This is a genomic window from Alteromonas sp. MmMcT2-5, from assembly GCF_022348315.1.
GTDB lineage: Bacteria > Pseudomonadota > Gammaproteobacteria > Enterobacterales > Alteromonadaceae > Alteromonas > Alteromonas macleodii.
This window is the reverse complement of sequence record NZ_JAKRFB010000052.1, coordinates 1-23,441: the sequence shown is the minus strand read 5'-3', so window position 1 is coordinate 23,441 and position 23,441 is coordinate 1. Positions and strand designations below refer to the sequence as shown.

General features: G+C 41.7%; 16 protein-coding genes and 4 pseudogenes. 7 read left to right on the top strand and 13 right to left on the bottom strand.

Annotated elements, in window-relative coordinates; translation table 11 throughout:
- Positions 1 to 313: 313 nt before the first annotated feature.
- Entirely contained in the window at positions 314 to 2,866 is a 2,553-nt protein-coding gene (locus tag MHN09_RS17425) for an EAL domain-containing protein (RefSeq protein WP_239220265.1), read from the bottom strand.
- Between the two features lie 50 nt (positions 2,867 to 2,916).
- Positions 2,917 to 4,455 carry a PAS domain-containing methyl-accepting chemotaxis protein gene (locus MHN09_RS17420; protein ID WP_202942882.1) on the bottom strand — a complete coding sequence of 513 codons (1,539 nt, stop codon included), beginning with the start codon at positions 4,453 to 4,455 and terminating at the stop codon, positions 2,917 to 2,919.
- A 337-nt stretch (positions 4,456 to 4,792) separates the two neighbouring features.
- Here MHN09_RS17420 and MHN09_RS17415 point away from each other — a divergent pair.
- Positions 4,793 to 4,980, top strand: a pseudogene (locus tag MHN09_RS17415) (transposase); the annotation flags it as partial.
- 323 nt (positions 4,981 to 5,303) lie between these two features.
- On the opposite strand, the gene MHN09_RS17410 reads toward MHN09_RS17415, so the two are convergent.
- From MHN09_RS17410 to MHN09_RS17400, 3 genes are all read right to left on the bottom strand, one after another.
- Positions 5,304 to 7,007, bottom strand: coding sequence for a sensor domain-containing diguanylate cyclase (locus MHN09_RS17410; RefSeq protein WP_239220264.1), 1,704 nt, complete (start codon positions 7,005 to 7,007; stop codon positions 5,304 to 5,306).
- Positions 7,008 to 7,228: 221 nt separating this feature from the next.
- Positions 7,229 to 8,371: a bifunctional diguanylate cyclase/phosphodiesterase gene (locus MHN09_RS17405; protein ID WP_269752035.1), complete on the bottom strand. Its 1,143-nt coding sequence runs from the start codon at positions 8,369 to 8,371 to the stop codon at positions 7,229 to 7,231.
- Positions 8,349 to 10,154, bottom strand: coding sequence for a PAS domain S-box protein (locus tag MHN09_RS17400; protein ID WP_269752036.1), 1,806 nt, complete (start codon positions 10,152 to 10,154; stop codon positions 8,349 to 8,351). The genes MHN09_RS17405 and MHN09_RS17400 overlap by 23 nt, the downstream gene beginning before the upstream one ends.
- Positions 10,155 to 10,451: 297 nt before the next feature.
- On the opposite strand from MHN09_RS17400, the gene MHN09_RS17395 reads away from it, so the two are divergent.
- Positions 10,452 to 10,628 (top strand): hypothetical protein, encoded by a 177-nt coding sequence (locus tag MHN09_RS17395; RefSeq protein WP_202942884.1) that lies wholly within the window; start codon positions 10,452 to 10,454, stop codon positions 10,626 to 10,628.
- Between the two features lie 274 nt (positions 10,629 to 10,902).
- Here the strand turns inward: MHN09_RS17395 and MHN09_RS17390 are convergent, their stop codons facing one another.
- From MHN09_RS17390 to MHN09_RS17380, 3 genes are all read right to left on the bottom strand, one after another.
- Positions 10,903 to 11,148, bottom strand: a complete 246-nt coding sequence (locus MHN09_RS17390; RefSeq protein ID WP_187447580.1) for a hypothetical protein — start codon at positions 11,146 to 11,148, stop codon at positions 10,903 to 10,905.
- A 504-nt stretch (positions 11,149 to 11,652) separates the two neighbouring features.
- The gene (locus MHN09_RS17385; RefSeq protein WP_187447579.1) at positions 11,653 to 12,780 is read right to left on the bottom strand and encodes a ParB/RepB/Spo0J family partition protein; all 1,128 of its coding nucleotides are present in this window, start codon (positions 12,778 to 12,780) and stop codon (positions 11,653 to 11,655) included.
- Complete coding sequence (locus MHN09_RS17380) at positions 12,780 to 13,703, bottom strand: ParA family protein (protein ID WP_187447578.1); 924 nt, start codon at positions 13,701 to 13,703, stop codon at positions 12,780 to 12,782. The genes MHN09_RS17385 and MHN09_RS17380 overlap by 1 nt, the downstream gene beginning before the upstream one ends.
- A gap of 536 nt (positions 13,704 to 14,239) precedes the next feature.
- Between MHN09_RS17380 and MHN09_RS17375 the strand changes: the two genes are divergently transcribed.
- Positions 14,240 to 15,706: a hypothetical protein gene (locus MHN09_RS17375; protein ID WP_187447577.1), complete on the top strand. Its 1,467-nt coding sequence runs from the start codon at positions 14,240 to 14,242 to the stop codon at positions 15,704 to 15,706.
- A gap of 386 nt (positions 15,707 to 16,092) precedes the next feature.
- On the top strand, positions 16,093 to 16,974 hold the full coding sequence (locus tag MHN09_RS17370; RefSeq protein WP_187447576.1) for a hypothetical protein: 882 nt from the start codon (positions 16,093 to 16,095) through the stop codon (positions 16,972 to 16,974).
- Positions 16,975 to 18,052: 1,078 nt separating this feature from the next.
- On the opposite strand, the pseudogene MHN09_RS17365 reads toward MHN09_RS17370, so the two are convergent.
- From MHN09_RS17365 to MHN09_RS21495, 3 genes and pseudogenes are all read right to left on the bottom strand, one after another.
- Positions 18,053 to 18,501, bottom strand: a pseudogene (locus MHN09_RS17365) (transposase); the annotation flags it as partial.
- 306 nt (positions 18,502 to 18,807) lie between these two features.
- A pseudogene (locus tag MHN09_RS17360) lies at positions 18,808 to 19,693 on the bottom strand (IS5 family transposase).
- A 92-nt stretch (positions 19,694 to 19,785) separates the two neighbouring features.
- Positions 19,786 to 19,920: a hypothetical protein gene (locus tag MHN09_RS21495; protein ID WP_262385816.1), complete on the bottom strand. Its 135-nt coding sequence runs from the start codon at positions 19,918 to 19,920 to the stop codon at positions 19,786 to 19,788.
- Between the two features lie 398 nt (positions 19,921 to 20,318).
- On the opposite strand from MHN09_RS21495, the gene MHN09_RS17355 reads away from it, so the two are divergent.
- Positions 20,319 to 20,468 (top strand): hypothetical protein, encoded by a 150-nt coding sequence (locus MHN09_RS17355; protein ID WP_187447846.1) that lies wholly within the window; start codon positions 20,319 to 20,321, stop codon positions 20,466 to 20,468.
- 221 nt (positions 20,469 to 20,689) lie between these two features.
- Positions 20,690 to 21,355 (top strand): hypothetical protein, encoded by a 666-nt coding sequence (locus MHN09_RS17350; RefSeq protein ID WP_187447845.1) that lies wholly within the window; start codon positions 20,690 to 20,692, stop codon positions 21,353 to 21,355.
- 210 nt (positions 21,356 to 21,565) lie between these two features.
- Here MHN09_RS17350 and MHN09_RS17345 read toward each other — a convergent pair whose 3' ends face one another.
- Together MHN09_RS17345 and MHN09_RS17340 are read right to left on the bottom strand one after the other, a co-directional pair.
- Entirely contained in the window at positions 21,566 to 21,730 is a 165-nt protein-coding gene (locus MHN09_RS17345; RefSeq protein WP_239241607.1) for a hypothetical protein, read from the bottom strand.
- A 148-nt stretch (positions 21,731 to 21,878) separates the two neighbouring features.
- Complete coding sequence (locus tag MHN09_RS17340) at positions 21,879 to 22,316, bottom strand: antitoxin Xre-like helix-turn-helix domain-containing protein (protein ID WP_187447844.1); 438 nt, start codon at positions 22,314 to 22,316, stop codon at positions 21,879 to 21,881.
- An 812-nt stretch (positions 22,317 to 23,128) separates the two neighbouring features.
- On the opposite strand from MHN09_RS17340, the pseudogene MHN09_RS17335 reads away from it, so the two are divergent.
- Positions 23,129 to 23,246: pseudogene (locus MHN09_RS17335) on the top strand (IS481 family transposase); the annotation flags it as partial.
- Positions 23,247 to 23,441: the final 195 nt, after the last annotated feature.

The following is a 23,441-nucleotide window of genomic DNA, read 5'->3' as shown; positions in this document are numbered from 1 at the left end:
GATGAGGGACGCCTTTCTTTGGAATACCTGTTTGAAGGTGGTCTGTAATATAAGCTAAATGTTTTATTCCGACTGGGTTGGTTATTCTTTGAGGATAGTCAGTAACCGTGGTAGCAGTAGAAAAAGTAGGCGCTTGTACGTGAAATCTGGGCTGGTTGGCAGCCTAGCTCCCTGCACTTTTCATGCAGAGAAACAAAAGTGCCAGTATCGATAACATCACCACTAAGCCTTTTACCTAAGAAAAGCTAACCGCACTTATCCATTCGCTCAATATTAGTAAGTAAGCTCAACTCCACTAGCAACGGAAGACAATTTAGCTAAAATGCGCTGAGCGAATAAACCGCCTCCACTCTTCATCTAATAGCGGTTTGGAGAAGTGATACCCTTGGAAGATATCGCAACCAATCCGAGATAGATAATTTCGTTGCACTTCATTTTCAACACCTTCTGCCACGCATTGTACGCCTAGGGCCTTGGCAATATTAATAATGGCGTCCACAATCACAAACTCTGCCTTGTCTGAGTCATCGTCTATGTCATCGACAAAGTATTTATCAACCTTCAATTCTGCAATAGGTAATTCTTTGAGATAAGCAAGACTCGAATAACCGGTACCAAAATCATCAATAGAAAACCGAAATCCAAGCTCTGCCAATTCATGCATAGTATTGCGAACTAGCGTCATATCAGATACGAGCGCTGTTTCTGTAAGCTCAAGTAAAAGAAGCTGAGGAGGGATATTTTTTTCTTTTAGTGTTCGAATTAAAAACAGGGAAAATTCGGGTATAACAATTTGCATCGCGCTGATATTGATAGCAACCGTAGTTTGAATACCCATAGTGATTAACTCGTTTAGCGCGTCACATGCTCTCGACACCACCCATTCACCAATAACATAAATAGCACCATTTTCCTCGGCAATGGGAATAAAGTCAGCGGGACTTACCCAACCGAAGTCTGGCGAGTGCCACCGAACTAGCGCCTCAAACGCCACTACATTTCCGCTAACATTGAATTGAGGTTGAAACGCTAAACCTAGCTCGCCGTTTTTCACCACCGAATGTACTTTTTCTTGTAGTGCTACAAATTTGTCATACTCTCTTATGCCGTCTTTAGCCAGATGGCAAAGCCCAAAAGGCGCAGATTTCTTTGCATTTCGTAATGCGTGCTCTAAAACGATTAGCATAGTTTCAAAGGAATGTTCACTGGGGTCAAATATAGCACTTCCCGCTGAACATGAGAGTGTGTGGCGCGCGTCGCCTATTTGTATTTTATAATTTTTAGCGTTTAGCAGTGCACTTTCCAACAAATGAGCGCCAAACGCACTTGTATCTGATTTACAAGCGGTGCGACGGGATAAAATAATGAAAGCATCGGCATCAAACTTGAAAATAGCGTACTCGTTACCAATAACCGTTTGCAGCTTGTCGGCAATTTGCTTCAATGCCTTATCTCCCGCATTAAAGCCGAAGCGCTGATTGAACGATGCCATCTTGTCTACGTCGAGCAGCACCGCATAAATGCAATGATTTTTTCGCATCGCTTCAAACATTAGTTCCTTCGCTTCACGCTCAAACCATTGACTGTTCCTAAGCTGTGTAACATTGTCTGTAAATGCTAAATTATAGATGGCATCTTGAGCTTCAAGCCTCTCGGTGATATCTCTTACCAGCCCAATGTATTGTTTCTCTCCCTTTTCCACCGACTCAGTTAGCGATAACTCCATTTGAAAGACGTCGCCATTTTTTCTTCTAGCCGGGAGCTGCCGACCTACACCTATAATCTTAGCCTCACCCGTTGCTTTGTAGTGTTGCATGTAACTATCGTGCTTCATGGCATAAGGCTGTGGCATTAACATGGCAACATTCGCGCCTATTAGCTCATTCTTATCATAGCCGAACAACCTAACTGCTACCTCATTGCACTGCCGTATTTGGCCTTCGCAGTTAATAGTGATAACTGCATCGTTCAAGTTATTCAAAATATTTTCGAGAGTTTCGGAATGCTCCTTAAGGCGAGCAGATATCAGCCTTGCTTCTGTTACATCTTCAAATGTGCCATAAACCCGCACCAGTTTGCCCTGTTGGTCTACCTCAGAGTTTCCGGTGGTTCGCACCCACTTCGCATTGCCACCGGCGTCGGTAAAAGCAAGCTCTAAATCATAAGCCTCAAGATTTGTTGTAAGGTCGTGAAATGCGCGCTTTATTTTTTCTTGCGATTGAGGCGCATAAAAGCCCATGGCTTCATTGGGCGTGAGTGATTGATTTTTTGACACTCCGTAAATACGGTAAATTTCATCAGACCAAAATACGTCTTTGGCGTGATAGTGAAACTCCCATGCCCCAATCTTTGCGATAGATTGAATGTCGTTTAACAGTCCTAGCTGTGCCGTCGTTTGTTTATTTACGAAGCACTTTTGAAGGTAAGCACTCAATTGCTCTGCAACGGTTTCAAATAGCTTTTTTTTCAGTGGCTCAACATCGGCTGAAGCTGCAAAGCACCCTATAAGCATACCTACAGTAGCAGCGTTTTCATTGGCAATGGGCGCATTCATACTCACCTCTATCTCGTTAGGCAAGTTAGTGCAGATTATTGATGAAGAATGAATATGGTTCGGATCTTTTGCTTCCCTTTCAGCTGTGTCGTTATGTGAATTATTTATGGTAAATGTAATTGTTTGCTCAATGGCACGAGAACTAGCCATTAATAATGTCGAGATCTTATGGTTGCCAACTACACCAATAAATAGGGCTTCAGCACCTAGTATATTTAGCAGAGTATCAAGTTTTTCCTGAAGATAAACTGCCTCATCGGAAACCAATACCGTGAATGCATCGCTGTCATATTTTATTTTATATTTAAACATTAATATCCCTAGCTAAAACACTCTCCACCAATAGGACTGAAGATACACCGCTATTCTCGGAACGAGAGTGGTAAAGAAGCCAGTGACTCTGAGCGTTTTGTAATTTGGTCCGATTGTTCCGACACATTGCTAGCTAACACTAGGTTATTGTCCGCTTCGTGATTAACGTTAACAACATTTCTACTAATTTCTTCTGCTACCACACTTTGCTCTTCGGCTGCAGTTGAAATTTGTGTTGCATAGTCTGCTATTGTAGCGACGTCATCATAAACCTTATTGATAATATTGACGGTTCCCTGAGTGTCTAACAAACACTGCTCTGCCGCTTGCTTACCCTGTTGCATTTTTCCAGCCCACGCAAGTAACGTTTCCCTAATACCTGCCATGGAATGATGGATTTGTTCTGTGGCATCGTGGGTGCGCGTTGATAGCGCTCGCACTTCCTCTGCAACAACAGAAAATCCTCTACCATGCTCTCCCGCTCTGGCAGCCTCAATAGCTGCATTTAAGGCTAATAAATTCGTTTGATCTGCAATACCTTGAATTTCTTTCGTCACGCTGCCAATTTTTTCTGCTTCATCAGCTAATACCTTTGACGCCTGAGCAGACACAGAGACCTCATCTGATAAAACCGTAACGGCATCCATAGTATTTTTCATTGAGTCTGTTGCTTTGCTGCACTCCGCATGTACAGCATCAACACGCTCTGATGTACTGGCAGTATTTGATGCCACATCGCGAATAGTCGTAGACATTTCTTCAATTGCCGCAGCCAACTGATGAAGCTCTCGAGTTTGCCGCTCTACGCCCTTTTGCGTTTCTGAAGAGGCACGCGTTAAAGTCACCGCACTCTCTAATAGCATTTTTGCGCCATCACTGGCTCTGCCCAGAATCGTTTGCGCTCGACCTTGATGTAACAACTCCCTAAAATGTATGACATCAATAAGCGATGAGCCACTGTAAACATGCCTGGAAACGCTATCGTTTTCATTACACATCTTTTTGAGTATGCTTGGTATTCTGATGAGCTCGGCATAAAAACAAAAGAATGTCGCAATAGGGAAAAGAAGGGCAAAATACGGTGATTTAAAAGACAAAAGCAAAGCAATCAATGACAACAGTATAAAACCACATAGCCGAAACTGATGAGAAGACCACATGGGTTCTTTAATACGTTCGCCACTGTTTAGGCGAGCGTAAAGTGATTCCGCGCGCGTTTTAACTGAAAGGGAAAGTGTCGTCCTTACCGACTGAAATCCAGCCAGTTCACCTGATTCAAAAACAGGTGTAACAAACGCATCAACCCAATAATATCTTCCATCTTTGCACCTGTTCTTTACTGCACCACGCCACGACTTTCCTGCTTGTAACTTTGACCACATGTCAGCAAATGCTGCTTTTGGCATATCTGGATGACGGACTATGTTATGGTTTTTGCCAATAAGTTCATCGCTGGTAAAACCAGCAACTCGACAAAATTCACTGTTAACATATTTGATGACCCCTCGCTTATCAGTGACTGAAACTAACTCTTCCTCATCAGAAAACGTCACTTCTTCATCGATGATAGCTTGATTACGGCGAGACATAATTGACCCCGAGAAAATTAAAAACACTAAATATTTCAAAGTATATTGAAAACGTTAAATTAAAGCTAACTCTTGACTTGAGGAAGCACGAGTGCTCAATTTTCACTTAGTGCAGCCAAACTAACTGTTAATACCCGTTTCAGATAGTCTGTGATGCGATGTGCACGTTTTTGTTTACACGGAATGCTATTTTCCCGCTTGTATCGGCTGGCATCATATTGATTGCAATTTTCCAGCTCTCGAAAGTATGTATGCTGCATTATTATTTGTCAGCGTGGACACCTTCTTGACGATCTCATTAAATATGCGGATACGGCGTTATGCCAAGAAAAAAAGCAGGAAAGGGAACAGTAAAACAGGCAACAATGATATTGATTGTGCGATGTATCGCTATCGTCATTTAGTCGAGAATGCAATGTTGAAAATCAAGAAGTATCGAGTCGTAGCGACCCGATATGATAAGTTAGCCAGAAACTACCGCAGTGTTTTGGCATTGGCTTTGCGCTTATGTGGTTACCGATGTGGGTTGATGAGAACATGAACAACAAAAATCAACACGACCTAGGAATCGGTGAATCATCTTCCCTAACATTTTCCCGTATCAACAAACAGAGAAATGAAGTTTTGCTTGAGGCGATATGCGATCCTGTCAGCAATGGTGGAAACATACGGAAAATATTTAAAATTGCAAATGATGTGACAGCAGCGAGGCAAGCGGAAACAAAATTGTCTAACGTTCAACGCTCTTAAGATAAATCCATGGTGATGATTCGATTTTTTGTCACCGGCGTTATCGAAGAAGTGAACGAAAATTTCTCAATGCGGTCGGCTATGATGGGCTATACACTTTAAGCTTCTTCATTGTCCACTAATACCACTCGATTTCTCCCTTCTCTTTTCCCTTTATACAAGCCATCATCAAGTCGTACATAGAAACCCTCGACGGACGAATCGCTCATTGAATAAGAAGCAACCGCCAGCGTTACTGTAATATGAGTGACGCCCGAGCGGGTCGAAATGGCGGTATATTCAACCAACTCCCGAACACGTTCGGCTAAACAGTAGCCTTCGCTGAGGGTTGTCCCCGGTAGAATTATCATGAACTCCTCGCCGCCCATTCTGGCGAACACGTCATCTGAACGAAGCACTTCTTTCACTGTTTGTGCAATAAGCCTTAACGTTCTGTCGCCTACGGCATGACCGTATGTGTCATTAACTTTCTTAAAATGATCAATATCAAAGCTAATAACCGCGCATTCTTCATTGTCATTCAAAAGGCCATGATTGACATTGAACCGCTTTTCCAAGAAGGCCATAGCATAGCGGCGATTAAAAATTTGTGTGAGGGCGTCGGTGTTAGACTGTTCTATCAATCTTATTTCTAGCGCTTTTCGCTCTGTAATATCTTGCACCGTGCCAATTAACACCGAGCTATCAGCATTGTCACGCTGCGGAACAACATGAGCATACTCATGTACCCAGCGTATTGTGCCATCAGGTCGAACAATTCTATGCTCTACATCTTGTATGCCTGTTAACTTTGCTTGCTCTTCACTCGCCTGCACTCTCTTTCTATCATCTGGATGAACGGCATCATAAAATGCCTTGGTCGAAGGCTGAAAACTATCGGGCTCAAACCCAAGAATCTCAAAAATCTGTGGAGACCAAAATAAATCGCCTGTTTCAGTATTTGCCTCCCAGTGACCAAGCTGCGCGAGCGTTTGTGCTTGTTTAAGCCTACGCTGACTTTCTTCTAATTTGAGCGACACCTTTTTTGCGTCTGTCGAATCTACGATTAGCCCATACCATCGCGTTTTATTTTTGAGGCGTTCCGGCGTAGCATAGCCAGAGACCCAGCGAGTTTGGCCATGTAACTCAACACGATAGTCCGCGACCCAAGGCTCTAGATTTTGTGCTGACTGCAATATACTCTTTTCAACATATTCCACATCGGCTGGGTGTATTGCTGCAAACACGTCATCAACCTGCTCCATTGCCTCTTCCGGCGTAACGCCGTAAATATCGACAATTCCGGGACTGGCATAAGGGAAGGCCATTTGCCCATCATCGTCCATTTCAAACTCATAGATTACACCGGGTACAGAACTCGCTATTTTATTTAAGCGTTGTGCAGCAATGTGCTCCCGTTTTTCTTGCGTAATGTCGATATGCGAGCCCACTATCCACTCGGGCAAGCCTTCAGGGTTGCGAGTCACCACCCTGCCATGGTCCCTTACCCAAACCCAGGTGCCATCTCTGTGTTTCATTCTAATTTCACAGTGATAAAAGGGAGTGTGTCCGTCAAAATGCGCATTCAGCAAGCGCTCCGACTCAGCTAAATCATCGGGATGGGCAAAGTTAAGCCATGTGTCTATGTTGGTTGGAGAAATCTCGTCTAATGTATAGCCGATAATCTGCGCCCAGCGCTCATTAAAGCGCGTCTCACCGGTTTGCACATTCCATTCCCATGTACCAATGTTTGTTCCATCAATTATCTGTCGTAAACGCGCAACCTCCATGTGCAATTCGTTTAGTTTGTTTTTTTCTTCCACTTTCTTTCACCGCTGTCTTTTTTTTGTATTTAGAATAAAAAGATGCCCTTTGGAAGCACCAAATCCATTAGGGCCGCAAAGCTCGAGCGGCAAAACATCTATCATCAACCTCACCCAACGCCATATATGCAATCTAAATACATTCGCCACAGGTACGCAGACCTGTCGGATGCTATTTTTTAACCGAATCCTTTTAATACCTTGCGTAGGCTTAATTGGTATTAAATTTCTAATTCGTCGATGCTGCACGGCTTTCCAAACAAGTATCCTTGATAAGCACTACAGCCCATACTCTGTAACAGTGCGCGCTGCGCCTGTGTTTCAACACCTTCAGCGATAACCTCTAACTTCAATGATTGCGAGAGTGTTATCACTGATTGTGCAATAGCTCTGTCATTGTCATCAACCAAGATATCTCGCACAAAGGCCTGGTCTATTTTTAATTGATTTAGCGGTAGTTGCTTTAAATAAAATAACGATGAATAACCAGTCCCAAAATCATCTATAGAAAACATCACACCGTGTTGCTGCAGTGCAGACATTTTAGTTTTGATATCAGCTATGTCGCTGACCAACATGCTCTCCGTCAACTCTAATTTTAGGCGACGAGGATTCGCGCCAGTTTTGTGAAGCGCATCAAGCACTGTCTGCACGAAATTGTTTTTATTAAACTGGATAGCACTGATATTAACGGCAATGGTAAGTGCTTCTGTAGCAGACGCCTTTGCCCAGCTGGCTAGCATTTGGCACGCTTGCTGCAGAACCCATTGCCCTATTGGAACGATAAGGCCGGTATCTTCTGCGACGGGAATAAATTGCGCAGGCGAAATCATTCCCTTCATGGGGTGACGCCAGCGCAGCAACACCTCTGCGCCAATGGCATGGCCGTGGTCGTCAACCTGCTTTTGATAATACAGTTCAAATTGCTCGTTTGAAATTGCGGTGTATAACTCCTGAATAATTTCCGCTTTTGTGTTTACATCAGCCTGCATTTTCGGGTTAAAAAAACATACGCGATTTCGCCCTGTCGCTTTGGCCTTATACATCGCCATATCGGCTTGTTTTAATAAATCGCCAACGACGTCGGCGCTTCGATTGAAAATAGTAATGCCGATACTCGCTGAACACTGATACGAAATGGCCTCGATATCGTAGAGCTGACTAACTTTTGTCAACAGTTTTACAGCGAGCGTTTCACTTTGTACCGCAGCGACCTCTTCAGTATTACTTAACTCTGTCATGAGGATAACAAATTCATCGCCGCCCAGCCTCGCAACCGTGTCCCCATGCCTGGTAGCCTGCACCAGTCTCTCTGCAACTTGGCACAACAATAAGTCGCCTTTAATCATGCCCGGCGCTATCATTAAAATCCTTAAAGTTATCTAAATCGAGAAACAGTAATGCTGCATGGGCGCCTGTGCGGCTGCAATTGGATTGTGCTTGATACAAACGGTCTAACAACAAGCGACGATTTGGAAGGGATGTTAGGGGATCGTAAAAAGCGAGCTGGTGTATTTTGTCTTCGCGCTTCTTGCGTTCTGATATGTCACGCACTATGCCGATGAAGTTAATGTCATCATCAAGGGATACTTCAACAACGCCCAGTTCAACAGGGAATGCTGACCCATCTTTTCGCTGTGCGTCCAGCTCGCGAATTTGTCCCGTAATATTACTGATACCGCGACTAAGGTAGTTTGCTAAATACGTATCATGGTGTTCGCGATGCGGCGAGCCCATCAGCATATTGACATTTTGACCAATAAGCTCGCGATGTGAGTACCCAAAAATGCTTTGCGCAGCCTGATTAGCAGTCAGCATTATGCCGCTTGAATCAATGGTGATGATGCCGTCAAGTAAGTTGTCTACTACAGCGCTCATTTTAGACGATGTCTCTTTGAGCTGACTTTCTGCTTGCAGCTGCTCATCGATACTAAAGTGCGTACCTAATAACCATTCAACGTCACCATTTTGTGAATTTGACGCCACTTTTCCTCTCGTGTTTATCCATTTCCACTGGCCGTTTTTGTGTTTCATTCGAATATTGACATCGTAATGCGATGTTAAACCCAGTGCGTATTCATCAATTTGCTGTGCGGCATAAACCAAGTCGTCTGGATGGGTCAGGCACTCCCATGTTTGCCTGTTTATGGGCATGAGCTCAGATAACTCATAGCCGAGTAAGGTTGCCCATTTCTCATTAACAATGAGTTGGTCATCTTGTAAATTTAAACGCCATACCCCTATATTATTGGTATCAATAACCGCATCAAGTAAGTGCTGGTTATCGCTGATAATGTCATCTTTGTGCTTCTCATTCGTAATATTGCGCACAATCACTAGCACTTCACTGTTATTTAACTTTTGATACCTTGCTTCGAAAGATTGCTTCAGTTTATTGAGGGTATACTGATGTTGAAGTAACGTATTACTATTAAACGCCTTTTCAACGTAACGATTCATTTGGTTAGCCAATTCGAAAGGTAATACATCGAAGAGCTTTTGCCCCAAAACCTCATCTTTTGGCTTGAGCAAATCAGGATGTTCATTACACAGCGTAAACCGATGGTGTGTGTCAATAACAAAGACCATATCCGGTAACGATTCAATAATTGAGGCCGTACGCAGATTGCTCGTCATAAGGCGCTGCTCGAGATGTTCAATATCGATTTTAGCTATTTCATGTTCAACCAAATCAGCAAACCCGCGTAATTGCTGCTTTTCTCGTTGTGAAAATTCTCGCTCCTCAGGGTCGATAAGGCATAAGGTGCCTATGGGCTGCCCGCCAGGTTCACGCAGTGGCGCACCCGCATAAAAACGAATATTTGGCTTTTGTAGTACTAAGGGGTTGTCAGAGAAACGCGCATCCTTGGTAGCATTTTGTACTATCAATACGTCATTTTGTAATATCGCGTGCCCGCAGAACGATATTGAACGGCTTGTCTGGCAATCATCAATACCCACTTTTGATTTGAACCATTGCCTGTCGCTATCGACAAGGGAAACCAAGCAGATGTCAACATTAAATACAGACGCAGCTAACCGAGTAATTCGATCGAACCGTTCTTCCGGTGGTGAGTCGAGTAACGCAGTGCGCTTTAACGCAAGTAATCTTGAAGCTTCGTCAGCAGGGAAATCTGGTGAATTCATGCGCATCTCCGTATATACGACTTATGAATGTAAACCGTAAATAGCCATTTGTCATCATAACCATTAATTGACGAACTTTGATGAAGAATACGACGGCATGTTTCAATGGCGCACTGAAAATTTCACCTCAGACAAATTAATTGATGCGAGCGCGGCCTTCACCTTCATGACAGCATAGAACGCAGATTTGTTTGCTTCGCACGCATTTGTGATTCGCTCGGTTTTTTTAAAAACAAAATCATAGTCTCAGGGGTTGTTCGTAATTGCTCCCATCTAAATCTCGATTATTGATAGCATATGAGCATTAACCGTCCTGAGGCAATAAAATATTACCGATTAAAAGGTAAAAGCATCAACCTTGAAACCCGCCCTGCCCGACCAGCCGAAGGCGCGCGCGAGTTGAGCAAGAGGGGCACCTCGGTGGTGGATGAGGGACGCCTTTCTTTGGAATACCGGTTTGAAGGTGGTCTGTAATTATTGATTGGTATCGTTGTATTCGGTGTTTTGCTTCTTTATCGTGGAGTAGAAAATTCGTGTGATTGCGGTGGAAAAATAGGCGCGCGTACGTGAAATCTGGTGACGTTTGCAGGGCGTTGCCCTCTTTGGTTAACAGAGGAACGCCCTAGTTAAATTAGTTATTAATAACGGCGCCTTAATAATAAAAGCATGGCCCCCATCGCGAGGATAATAACCGTTTGTGGTTCTGGAACAGAAATATTGGATTGTGATGGCGTGACGGTTCTAGAAACTAGGCTGCTTTCAAAATCAACAGCCAGTTGGAGTAATAAGCAAGTGTGTCATCATAGGTAAATGAGACTTCAATCGGGTTGGTATTCAGTTCATCAAGTTCAGAGGCAATCTGTGACTCATCGAGATAATTTACGCCGTAGTATTCATAGCCAGTATAGTTGAGTAAATACTCATATTTTATGATGTCGGCAAACGCTGTCTTACTGATAAATAACAGTAATAAGGTGGTAAGAATATGCTTCATGCTGTTTTCCTTTTCTTGAGCAGTGAAACATTAGCAAAATATATACCTTGCCTTATATATTGCGTGCTGCAGCAAACAGGGCGTAACTAATTTAAAACGAATGTAAAGAAAATAGACACTATTATTGTTCGACAGATATGTTTTTATACATAGAGAAATCAGTGTTTCACTCTTCCTTTTTGGCATTCTAGTTGAATACAAAATGCTTTAATCCTCGGAATGGACTAAAAGCAGCATGAGTAATCATTCGCTTATTTTGACGCGTAAATAAATACCGTTGGCACTAAACTCTCAACCGTCAACCAGCCGTTGCTCCTGTTGACAGAAATTAAAGGTTGAAATTGTGTAAAAATAGGAGGGGTAATTACCGGATCGAATTCGGAAATTACATAAAATCTTTAATTCTTTCTTCATTTAATTTTTAAATTAAAAATATCTGCAAGCCAGGTAAAAACTGGCCTGCATAGCCAATAAGGTATAAAGGTTCACTTGAACTTTGATATGTTATTTTGATAATGATACTAACAAAGATTTTAATACCTTTTCTAATGCAACTGCATCGTCAAAGTTAACATTTTCCCAGTCAATTCCAACATCGAGCTTTGTAACATCCTCTGTTAATAATCGACGAATTGCTGAAGTTTCTGTCACTTTCACTTTTGGCATTGTAATGTATTGCTTCGCCCTTCCCGGCTTCTTAGATACGTCAGAAGGAATATATTTTTTAAACTTTCCGAGGTCTGCCAACCTATTGAGGTAAAGCTCTGCATCATTATATTTTTCTGCTTTCTTAATCTCTTCATAAAGCGCAACAAGACTTGTTACTACCTTGTTTTCAAGAAGTTTATAAACAATATCAAAATGCTCATAAAGCTTGTCATAACGGAAATATGAAGTGCGACTAATTCCCAAATAAGATGTCACTAACGATAAGCGTTCAGTCTGCATTTTTGCCCCTTCCAAACTTTCTAATTCGCGAACAGCTTTTGCATAACTGTTTAACGCATCGGGTGGAGTTAGATCAGAGCGAGAAAAATTCTCAATGTGACGAAGCACACTAAGGTTTCGTGGCTTTTCAGCATAGATTTTAACTTTAACCTTTATCAAACCACCATAAAGGAAACGAATTGCATAGAAACGTCTATGACCAGCTACAATAGGATAGTCAGTCATATTCTTTCTCCACACAGAAATCGGATGAACTAGTTCACTGTGCTTTAGCGTTTCAGCTAGATTTTTAATTTCTTCTATTTCTAAATTAACCGCGTCATAACGAGGGTTGTCTTTTGATAATCGATTCTCAAGAATTCCCTTTTCACAGACAACACAATTATCCAAAGCTGCGATAGACTCATCATCTGATTTCTGTGCAAAGGTAACGGGTAAATATCGTGAATTATCTGACTGTGGTTGTATATAATCTACCAGCACCCTATCTAATTCAGAGGATGTCTTAAAGATAGGATCGTCATGTACTTCGCTTTCTTTGGATTTGTCCCGAGCTTTGAGGTCATCCAACATCTGTTGAGATTTTTTAGATACGCCCTCCCCTGACTCAAATTGACTTATTAAGTCTTCTTGAGTATTAACTTTTCCGACTGTTCTACGTCTCGCCTTTTTAGGGCTGTTCATTATTCATTCCCCCATAAGCTGCCTTCAATCAGTTCATAAAGCTTCTGCATTTCTTTTTGCGCGTGATGATTATGCACGTAATTAAAATGTGACTCATCAACAGATGGGCGTTCCATAACGCGATAGCAATTACGTTGCTGAAGCCAAAAGCGCGTCATATATTCTCCGGTAGGACCAGTTTTGTCGTAAAGTTTCGCAAGTGCCACTTCATCTTTCTGTGTAAGACGCGATTTGCTTGGAACTTTATTTGGAACAACACCGACTATCTTCAGTGGTGATTTTTGTCGGTCTTCGTTGATACGGTCTACTCGATTAAGCAGCATAGGTACACCATCTATAGAGTCGTATTCAGGTTCAGTCGGAATTATCACATGAGTAGCGGCTCCCAACATACCAGCGCTAACCGGTGACTTACTTGGCGGGTTGTCAACAATAACGATGTCGTAATCTTCCGCCAGTTCTGGAATTGAAAACCAATCGCGCATATGTGTCGAAATTTTTGAAACCAGTCTATCCGCTTGCGGTGTCAGAGCTAGTACACGGTCAACATTACCTTCAGACGGTAACACTTTGATGTTTTCGAAAGCAGTTGGATATTCATATACTGGTGAATCAAACAAGATATCAGTGGAAGTATTTCGGCCACTCCATTCTGGATCATTAATCTCTTCAAATTCTGGGTGTAGCGGAGCAGCGTATTCATCATCGCCTGGTATAGCATCCATTTTTAAGAATGCTTTGGACGAATCTTGCTGTGAATCGTAATCCAGCACCAAAACACGACGCTTTATCCCCTTTCCGCCTGGGCCGCCGGTTGCTAACAGATATGCAATTGTTGATGCAAGAAACGTTTTTCCAACGCCTCCTTTTCTATGGTAACTAGAGAGCACCCGCAGTCCGTTGTACATTTCGTCTGTATTCATAATCTCAACCTTGTATCAGCACATAACATCAGTCTGACATGCTAATCTTTCAATGTCTCGGATCGAATCTTTTATTAATCCATTCAGAAAAGCTGTGTAGTTTATTTCGTTCAATTATTGATAGCTAACTGAAAGTCTTTACTGGCAGTGTGTTGAGAGGTGTTGATGCCTATTAGGTTCACATGAACCCAATAAAGAAAATGTTAAGTAGATAAGCTTATCCCGCAAGCTAAGAGAAGATTAAAAGTTTGTACCTATTATTGAAACATCATCAAAGAAAACCAAGACTTTAATGTCAATAAACCTAATAAATTCGGTATTTGATTTATTAATAAGAAATTCCCTAAAAGCTTTTACGGGCAAGCTCTTGCGAGGTGTTAACTCCTATCAGGTTCACCTGAACCTAGTAAAGGTTTTACTTCTTTTGAACATACTACTGAATTCAACCTTTAAAATGGACTTGATAAAGATAGTTGGGTAACCTCAGGATCGAATCTACGAAATAACTGTAATCTATAACAACGGGGGAAATTATAGTGCGAGAGCTTTTTGACTTGTCAGAAAAATATGGATTTAAAGCGCCTCTGGTTGACGCTCCTGAATCACTCGATTTGAAACTGTACCTTCGTTTATGTGGAGCATTATCTATTTCACCAATTACGATTGCTGTGATTTCTGACGTCTTTATAGCTCTACAGGATATCGACGAACGCATTGCAAGTATCCAATATATCGCCGAACGTATAAATCGAAAAGTATCAAATATTCGACATCATCTCGTCACTCTTGAAAAAGCTAATCTTATAAAAAGTGAATTTATTACAACTGATCCAATACGACGTCGTAGAGGAAAGCTTTTTACATTAGCGATACCTAAAGGGCAAGCTGTAGCAGCTGCAGACCATTCATCAATACCGGAGAGAGATAATTATCAATTGGTGTCATCTAATACCGTTGAAACCATAGATATTGACCGATATGACGATAAAACACGATTTCTTGAGCTACAAATTGTTAGATATCTAGTCAAAGCGATGCGAACCAATCGTAAAGATAAAGCAGGTACTATCAACGTTAAACTAAAAGTAGACGGTAGAGTAAAACCAATCTCCATCACCGCCCGAGCAGAAGAGGGAAGGCTTATCTATTTACCTGATATGAGCTACTACGCAGGCGCTATTACCTGGCTTATCAATCATATTTCTGAACGAGTTGAACAGGCCGATACTATTGGAGAAACATTCACATTACCACTAGAGCCTCTTATATCAATGGCGAAGGATATTCCGCTTTCAGATGCATCAGCTGGTGGTTATATGAATAATGCTATCCAATCGTTGCAGCGAATATCAGCAACTACATTTGATATGCGCGATTTATATGGACAAGACCACAGTACAATTAAAGATATTGAAATGTATTACAAGCTTTTCAGACTTGAGGCTCTTGTTACCTATGAAGATGAAAGAGAGATAGAAAAAAAAGCAGCAGTTATTCAGTTTCCGCGCTCGACAGTGAAAAATATTATAGCTGCCGTGCGCGCTGAAAAATCTCTTAACGAAATGTTGTTGATTGACAGTGATATTTTCGCAACAAAGAATGAAATTGAAATTTTGTTTGGTCTATGGGCGAGGGAACATCTCATTACTGGACGTCAGGCGCAGCAGATGTATACATGGAACGAGCTTCGTGAATCAGTAGCTCCTTCGACCAGTCTAAGTGAATTTAAGCGTAAGTTTTCAAACATGGTACTTACGAATGTAGATCCCGAATATAAAGCTAAAATTCATAACGCTGTCAAAGACAAGATCGTTCGAATCATAGAGACATGTCATTTGTCTGAGCCAAGAAAAGGTGAATTGGTAGTCGAATACGGTCGGGCCACGGTACAAGGTTACCTGATAAATATTGGTTATTCACCAGAGCATGGGTCATCAGTTATAGCTTTTAGACGAGATATGTCTGCATTACATATTTTGAGCCACTTCAATAGTCAGCGGTAACTTATAATTTGATGTTAAAAAATCCTTGGATCGAATCTACAGCAAGGAAAATCAATAGATTATGGCTCGGATCGAATCTTTAAAAAGATCTAAATTAGATCACGATCCAACTTGATCTCTATTACCTTTCATATAAAGATTACATCTGTTAAAGACATTCTCTTACTTATATTGAATCTTTAATTTGCTCACTGAAGAGCAACATAAATTATTTGGGAAGATAAGAAGCGCTGAAAAGACAAAACCCGTGAAGTGTTGGCGCACTGCACGGGTCTTAGGATGTAACTTTTTGGAACGAGTTACACATCCAATTCTAGCGGATTGATCGATCACGTCAACTGTTAGGGCGTTTTTTATCAACAATAACTCGATTTGTTGGTAAAAACATGAGAAAAAACACAGAATTTGTGTTCATGAGCACGGGACTTTTTGAACACCTCAACGAAACAGAATCATATGTTTTCTCTTTTGTTACTTATTTTGCTTGTGATAAACAAAAGGGACAAGTATTTAAACGTAGTACAGCAAGTCTTTGTAACAATCTTGGATACTCCGCGAACACAATAAGGTCAACAATAGATAAGCTTGTCGAGAAGAACTTTTTAGCACGTGCTGAAAAACCTGACGACAAAAATAAGGCTCTTCGTTATAACTACTTTGACGACATATCACATTATTTAGTACTTGGTACTCATAAGTATGCTCAGGAATTCTCATCTGAATTGTCAGAAATCTTAAATTTTCTAAGGAAAAGTAGTAAACATAAAAAGCCAGATTTGAAAAATGTATTTTTCAAAGTTTATGTTAACGCGCTGCAAGCCTCTAAAAAAGGGGAAAAGTGGAAGCGCAATCAATCTCGGCACCTTCATAAAACGATAGTTTTGCATGGGTACCTTCACAATAAGATCAAATTCAGAGACAAATTTGATAAATCGACCTTGTCACTAAGCGTACCTTACTTATCAGCAATGATGCAGTGGTCAAGGAATACCGTAAGGCGGGTAGTGAATACACTTGTCGAACTCGGGCTAGTAACTCTCAAGCTAGAGGGCAAACGAATCGCTTTTTTACAAGTTAGATTAGCTGAGCGGGTCAGGGAAGGATACAAGCAGCTAAAATCTCGACTTTTTGACGTGAGACAAAAAACTGTTGGTGTTACTCGCAATTCAATAAATAAGCCAATGGGACTAAATAGGCCGGGTAAGCATGCTACGCCAGCGGAACACGCGTCCTACCTTGCAGCAATGAAAAAAGCACAAAACCACTGACAAAAAACAACTATTTGGAATCCAGACACTGTTCTGGAGTTTTCTCGTGCCTAAAATTCAGATTAGTCTGCAATTTATACAATTCAACAAAGCGAACGCTCAAGTTTTTAACCATACACGATAAAATAATGAAAATAAGAGACAAGCAAAAGCTATGGAACCCGCGCTAAACATAAGTGGTGCCATCCATACGCAGATGGATAGAACTAGCTCCATCCATAATCGAAATGCTCCACAGATATGCTTAAAATTCCAACCACATTCAGAACGTGCCAAAACTAACCACATTAGAATAAGATAGAAAAAGAAAGAAAAGGGTAGGGGGGATTAACCCACCCACAAACTATTTTTTTATTTGACTGAGACTTTAATAAGGTTGTAGAGACGTTCCGGACCATTCCGAGATCTCCTTCTTTTTCTCACCAAACCAATTAGTAAGCTTAACTTAATCATTTGATTGAAGGAACGAGCAGCCATGGCGAGAAATAGAACAGATATGAGAAATATTAAAGACGTTCCGATCCTCAAATTTGAAGTAGGATTAAGCCATCGAGACAGCGTCCAATACTTACATCACGCCCATAACATTATCGTCAGTAGTGCAACGGGGTGCGGTAAAACCAACCTTGCTTGCGTATTAGCCAGGTGAGCCTGTGAGCAGCATCATACAGTGCGATGTTACCGACTTGGTCAACTCCTTGATAAAATGAATATCGGCCACGCCTATAGCAGTTACCAAAAAAAGCTTGCCCAACTCGCCAAGAATAAGCTACTCATCCTAAACGAATGGGGAATGGAAAAACTGAGCACAAGACAGGCTAATTACTTACTCGATCTGATGAAAGAACGGTATCAAAAAACAAGTATCATTATCGCTAGATAGTTTCCCGTTACCGAATGATACAAGCTCATAGGTAATCCCACTGTGGCAGATGCATAGAGCAGTCATGCTAATTGCAACTAGTTTTTACTGGCGATATGCCGTTTTCGGCGCCGATATAAACCTATTTATGCCCAAAACGGCAAACCGCATACCCACGCGAAGGTATTATACGGTTTTTGTGAATAAATCCAGTTTTCAGACGAATAAAAAAGGGATCGCGGTAATGCAATATAGAGAAAGAGCCTGACGCCAGTTTTGTATTGGCATCGACCATTTCTTACTGGCGTCTTTTATTACTAAGTACACCATTTACCTTGCTGAATCCCCGCTGGGGAAGCTTTTCCGCTTCTTGATAGCTTTACGGATAACGTCGTTAAGAGATTCAAAGGCATTAGTGTTGTAAATTGGCCTGCGGTGTCCTTTGGATAATTAAATAAGGTGTTGGGGTTGTGCCAGTGCGTCCGCCATGACTTAGCGATTTGTGGATACTGGCCGTCTCATGTTTCAGCAAACCGTTCCAGCTCTAGCAGTGCCTCATCTTCTGTTGCTGAGCGATATACGCGCTTTAAATCTGCGGTGACAACTTTGTAATTCTTCCATGACTCGAACTTAAGTGGGTAACGCACCATGTGTACGACACACAGTGTGGATTCTCATGAAGTTTGATAAATCGTCTCATTTATGTGATATGAAACCTCAGTTGTTTTGATAAATTTTCTACAAATCTCATTTGTGGTGATAATAATCACACTGGACCGATATCGACTTTACGATAGTTAGTTAGAATATGCTGAAAGGCTCAAAGGAAACTGCGAATAAGTCCTGCAATTTAGTTCTTGAACTAGCCTTTGCATTCGCCGTCTAATTTTTGAACGCTAAATTCTCAATTTTGGTCAATATACTGCCGTTTTAGGCCGGATTTCGACCTAATTCCGGACTATTCCCGGATTTCAGACAGATCTTGGCTGTCGTCGTAACATCTGGTCTACTTTAAACAGGTTCGCCAAGGTGAATAGCATGGCTAACTGTGAGTCATTTTTTGTCAGCCCTTTATAGCGTGCTTTGATAAAGCCGAACTGACATTTGATGATCCGGAACGGGTGTTCTACTTTCGCCCGAATGCTGGCTTTTAAATATTCGATGTTGATGGCGTTTTTCTGCGCCTTGATAACCAGCATCGCCAGAGATGAATTTCTCATCGCCACGCAACAGGTTCTTCATCTGATTCAGGTCATGTTCGTAGGCGGCGGTGGTTACCAATGTATGGTGGAGACCGCTCTTGGCATCCACACCAATATGGGCTTTCATACCGAAGTGCCATTCATTGCCTTTCTTAGTCTGATGCGTCTCTGGGTCACGTTCATTCTTTTTGTTTTTAGTGGAGCTGGGAGCTTCAATAATCGTCGCATCCACCAGTGTACTCTGCGCCATCATCACACCGCAGTCCGACAGCCATTGGTTGACCGTTTTGAATAACTTTCGAGTGAGTTTGTGCTTTTCCAGCAAGTGCCGGAAATTCATAATGGTGGTGCGGTCTGGAATGGCTTTATCCAATGACAGTTGCGCAAACTGACGCATCGAAGCAATTTCATATAACGCATCTTCCATCGCTTCATCACCAAGGCTATACCATTGCTGCATACAATGAATGCGAAACATGGTCTCAAGCGCATACGGACGTCTGCCATTGCCTGCTTTAGGATAAAAGGGTTCAATCACTTCCAGCAGTTGAGACCACGGCAGCAAATTATCCATCCGGGATAAGAAAATTTCTTTGCGGGTCTGGCGGCGCTTGCTGGAAAACTCACTATCGGCAAAAGTTAACTGTTGGCTCATGGACGGTAATGACTGCAATTTACTATGCAGCTATGATCTCACATTGGGGACTTATTCGCATCCTCCCTAGGGCACTTGATATTGAGCGGCTCTCAGGAATTATCCTCTGGCGCCTTAAAGGTTTCTGGAAAGTATTTGTGACCTATTTTATCCCAGTCAATGAAGATGGCTGCACAGGCTAGCGTCACCAGCATACCAATCGTTCCGTACACAATAATTTGATACATCGCGTTCCTCACATTTAACAAACACAAATGTTAGCAGGCTTCCTAGTTTTAACCATGCTGCTCACAGTCATGGATTAACAACGAAGCCGTACTATAGACCCAAAGCAATCAGCAGCTATCATACGAGTATAGGGCATGATTAAGGCATTTTTCGAGAAAAAATTGAACACCTTAATTCAATTTGAGGAAATACACACTATGTCACAAGGTTTTTTTAATGTGAGAGTAAAGAGCAAATATCGGCTCAATTGAAGTGAACACATTTCCGTAAAGTGACTTGGTTTCCAATCTATCACTCGTAACAACAAAGAAGTACAAAGGTAACCAAGGTCAGCAACAAGAAAAAAGCGACGTGGGTTAGTGTCACAGTCTATCTTCGAACCGCTGAACTACTAGATATGCTAACACAGCAAGACACTGAGACTTTTGACACAGGCTCGCTGGTGGAAGATAAGTGGATTGAACAGCGCAACCAAAATCGCTCTAAGCTCGGCATAGCTATTGTCTTGTCGAATATTTATAGAGACCCGGTCAAGATAGTTGGCTAAACCTACTTATCGTAGGAATTTTCGTGTGAAAGTTTTCGATTTCATATTAGTATCAATATTTGCTCCATTGGTTAATAGTTCGGCGCTAGCCGCCCGGGTTAGTTTAATCATTATCGCCAAAAGCAGAATAAGCCGCTGAGTTAATATTGAGGTGTGAGCATATATTTAAGCTCAGAGCCTAACCATTAATGTAGCGAAGCTGATAATTTCAGGACAAGAGTATGAGCAAGAAAAGTTTGATATCACAGGCCTCCACCGCATTGAGCCTCTATCAGATAGATAATAATGAGTCTGGCAATAGTGAAGCACTACCCCCCGAGAGTAGTGCCCAAATAGATATTGTTGTTTCGCATTCCATGCCGTTACCAGTTGAAATATTAGACTCTCAGGTGTCGGTGAAAATTCCTGCAGAATTTTTTGATGTGATAGCGAGAGATTGGTGTGAAAAACGTGAAATAATCACAAATAAGTACACGCTAGAGGAGCTTCTTAGCCCAAACGATTTTCACTGGCCAACAGGCGAAGAAGAACTTATTGATGAAGTAGCTGATGACACTGCACGAAGTAAACAAGTCATTGAGCATGAGCAACAAACAGGAGATGAGGTTCTTCAATATAAGAATATATTTGATGTAATCTCTGACGACGAAAATTCGGCAGAGACTATGCAAAAACGTAGCAATGCTCTCTTAAGATTGCGAGAAATGGGGCAGCGACTTCAAAGTGAATTTCCAATATTAAGTATTATAAATAACGAAGAAGAGCACCAAAAAGCTTTAGACATTATGGAAATTTTGTTACAGGACTACGATAACAACCTATTGCTTATAGATGCACTAAGCTGTGCCATTACCCGATATGAACAATCAGAGCAGTTTACGCAATAAATTTAAAAACTCGTTGATAAGGTAAAATGCTGGCAGAGAGGGGGGCATGTAAACTTGATAAAGCCACTTATGATGAGATGCCCACACACATCGAACAATGTTGAGCACAAAAAGCGGTGTCGCCTTCAGTGAGTTACTCAACTAAGCGCTCACTGAGCATCAACTAAGACTAAATCTAAAACAAAACCGAAAACGAGAACCTGTAAAAATCTAGTCAATTTCGACTTCGGGAAGGTGAGGAAATTTTCTCGCAATCTTTTCTTTTGAACGTTCTCTAAACGTACTCATAAACTTATCCAATCGAGCCTTGTCTTCAGGCCGTGGGTTTTTGCTTGATAAAATGAAGCTCAATGGAACTCTCGACACTCTTGCCATGATACACCTTTAAACACTGTTTCAATCGATGCTCTGCCGTTCTAGTAAAGGCAATTTTTCTTCTAAGTTGGTCAAAATTCAGCGAATATAACAATGTCGTACTAGCCTTGTGCTGTCTTTCGCTACTAGACATTATAGCGCGTTCTAATTAACAATACACACCATGCTCTAGACGACCAATCAACGCCATAACCTCGTTTGTCCCCGCGTATGTCGATATCATCGTGATAGGCTGAATGCCATTCAATCCACGAGAGGGAGACTTAAGCCATGACAGCGCTTTCTCTTTACTGCCATCAAAAAGCGTTATCCCTGCATTAATCACTTGAATGAGGCGAACTACTTTTTCGCTTTCAATAACACTCAACTTTCCAGCATTTGCACGACGACGTAGCGTGGATACTGAAATCCCGAGTAACCCAACCAATTCTGCATTGGTCATTTCAGCGTAACGTGCGATGCGCAAAAAGGTGGAATAGGGTAAACCTCTTGCTATGGCCTCTTGAAGCTGGCGACCTCTCTGGGGGATGTCAATGATATCCCATATAGTCTGCTTTTTCCCTCTGTCGCGCGTGTACGTTAACATGATGCACTCCCACAATACGTGTTACAGCAAAAAATGTGATTCAAAAGTCCAGCTGACGGCGAGTATTCGCATTTGTTGAATGGGCCTATATTAACCTATTTTTCCCTAACTTATATACTCAGTATACAATCTGAAGTTCTACATCGGGACGTACACCGCTTTATAAACCTGCTGTCTTTCTGGTGTTTAAGGGTTACATTTGTGAATTTTATTTATTGCCTATCCCATGTCTTTGGGAATAGCAGAACTGTCACGAAGTATGGCAACTGAACATCCGAAAGGCCACTCTTTCAATCAATATAGTCGGGAGAGGCATTCGGAGTATCGTGAAATTCCATACTGATATACCTTCATGTACTCAAGCTGTTCTAGACGTTAGAGGCAATAATCGACCGCATTATCATGCGGTGGCATCCTTATGTGATGGTTAGTTATCCTTTTTTGGAGGAGCAAAAATTCAGTATGGGATGTTTTGGTATGTCAGCTGTTTTCTAACTTTCTTGTCAAGTAGCCTTTTGCAACAGGATCTATTTATCATGTCGACGTGCAATCCAATAAAAGCCAATACCTACCACTAATAATGTTAATATAATAAAGATAGTGCCGATAAACTGAATCTTATTAATGGCTTGTCCCTCCTCAAAGTATTTTTTCTTGAAATTACCATGCCGATAACAATCGATCACCTTAGAAGCCCCCTTGGGGTATGGTAGTTTTCGTCTGATGAATTGACTGACTTTTTTCCCGCTACCGATAATGAACAGTTACTTGTTGTGCATTTGTCCGCTTCCCCTTTAATGAGACAGTGTAGATGGATTAGTAAAACAATGAAAGGACTCAGCAAGGCAAAATGTGCTGTAGCAGAACACCACTGGAAACATTAATCGATGGGAAACGGGCTTGGCTGAGAAGAATCTAGCTCAAATCTAATCTTACAGCGGCGCCTAAAAAAACGAGTAAGCATCAATTCTGAGCTAGTACAGTTGAAAGTACAGTTGAAAGTGCACGGTGAGAGCATGAACGATCAAATATCGTTCAACGCTACCAAACCCGCCGCTAACACCTTTTCCAAATAATCAGTGCTACCATGCGCACGTTTCTGTTTCCGTGGCACACTCACTTTTC

What these genes read in the sequence shown, in the direction of transcription:
- MHN09_RS17425 (WP_239220265.1), bottom strand. Translation starts at nt 2,866, where the DNA reads ATGTTTAAATATAAAATAAAATATGACAGCGATGCATTCACGGTATTG.
- MHN09_RS17380 (WP_187447578.1), bottom strand. Translation starts at nt 13,703, where the DNA reads ATGAATACAGACGAAATGTACAACGGACTGCGGGTGCTCTCTAGTTAC.
- MHN09_RS17390 (WP_187447580.1), bottom strand. Translation starts at nt 11,148, where the DNA reads ATGAAGCATATTCTTACCACCTTATTACTGTTATTTATCAGTAAGACA.
- MHN09_RS17420 (WP_202942882.1), bottom strand. Translation starts at nt 4,455, where the DNA reads ATGTCTCGCCGTAATCAAGCTATCATCGATGAAGAAGTGACGTTTTCT.
- MHN09_RS17405 (WP_269752035.1), bottom strand. Translation starts at nt 8,371, where the DNA reads ATGATAGCGCCGGGCATGATTAAAGGCGACTTATTGTTGTGCCAAGTT.
- MHN09_RS17395 (WP_202942884.1), top strand. Translation starts at nt 10,452, where the DNA reads ATGAGCATTAACCGTCCTGAGGCAATAAAATATTACCGATTAAAAGGT.
- MHN09_RS21495 (WP_262385816.1), bottom strand. Translation starts at nt 19,920, where the DNA reads ATGTATCAAATTATTGTGTACGGAACGATTGGTATGCTGGTGACGCTA.
- MHN09_RS17400 (WP_269752036.1), bottom strand. Translation starts at nt 10,154, where the DNA reads ATGAATTCACCAGATTTCCCTGCTGACGAAGCTTCAAGATTACTTGCG.
- MHN09_RS17370 (WP_187447576.1), top strand. Translation starts at nt 16,093, where the DNA reads ATGAGAAAAAACACAGAATTTGTGTTCATGAGCACGGGACTTTTTGAA.
- MHN09_RS17385 (WP_187447579.1), bottom strand. Translation starts at nt 12,780, where the DNA reads ATGAACAGCCCTAAAAAGGCGAGACGTAGAACAGTCGGAAAAGTTAAT.
- MHN09_RS17355 (WP_187447846.1), top strand. Translation starts at nt 20,319, where the DNA reads ATGCTAACACAGCAAGACACTGAGACTTTTGACACAGGCTCGCTGGTG.
- MHN09_RS17350 (WP_187447845.1), top strand. Translation starts at nt 20,690, where the DNA reads ATGAGCAAGAAAAGTTTGATATCACAGGCCTCCACCGCATTGAGCCTC.
- MHN09_RS17340 (WP_187447844.1), bottom strand. Translation starts at nt 22,316, where the DNA reads ATGTTAACGTACACGCGCGACAGAGGGAAAAAGCAGACTATATGGGAT.
- MHN09_RS17345 (WP_239241607.1), bottom strand. Translation starts at nt 21,730, where the DNA reads ATGGCAAGAGTGTCGAGAGTTCCATTGAGCTTCATTTTATCAAGCAAA.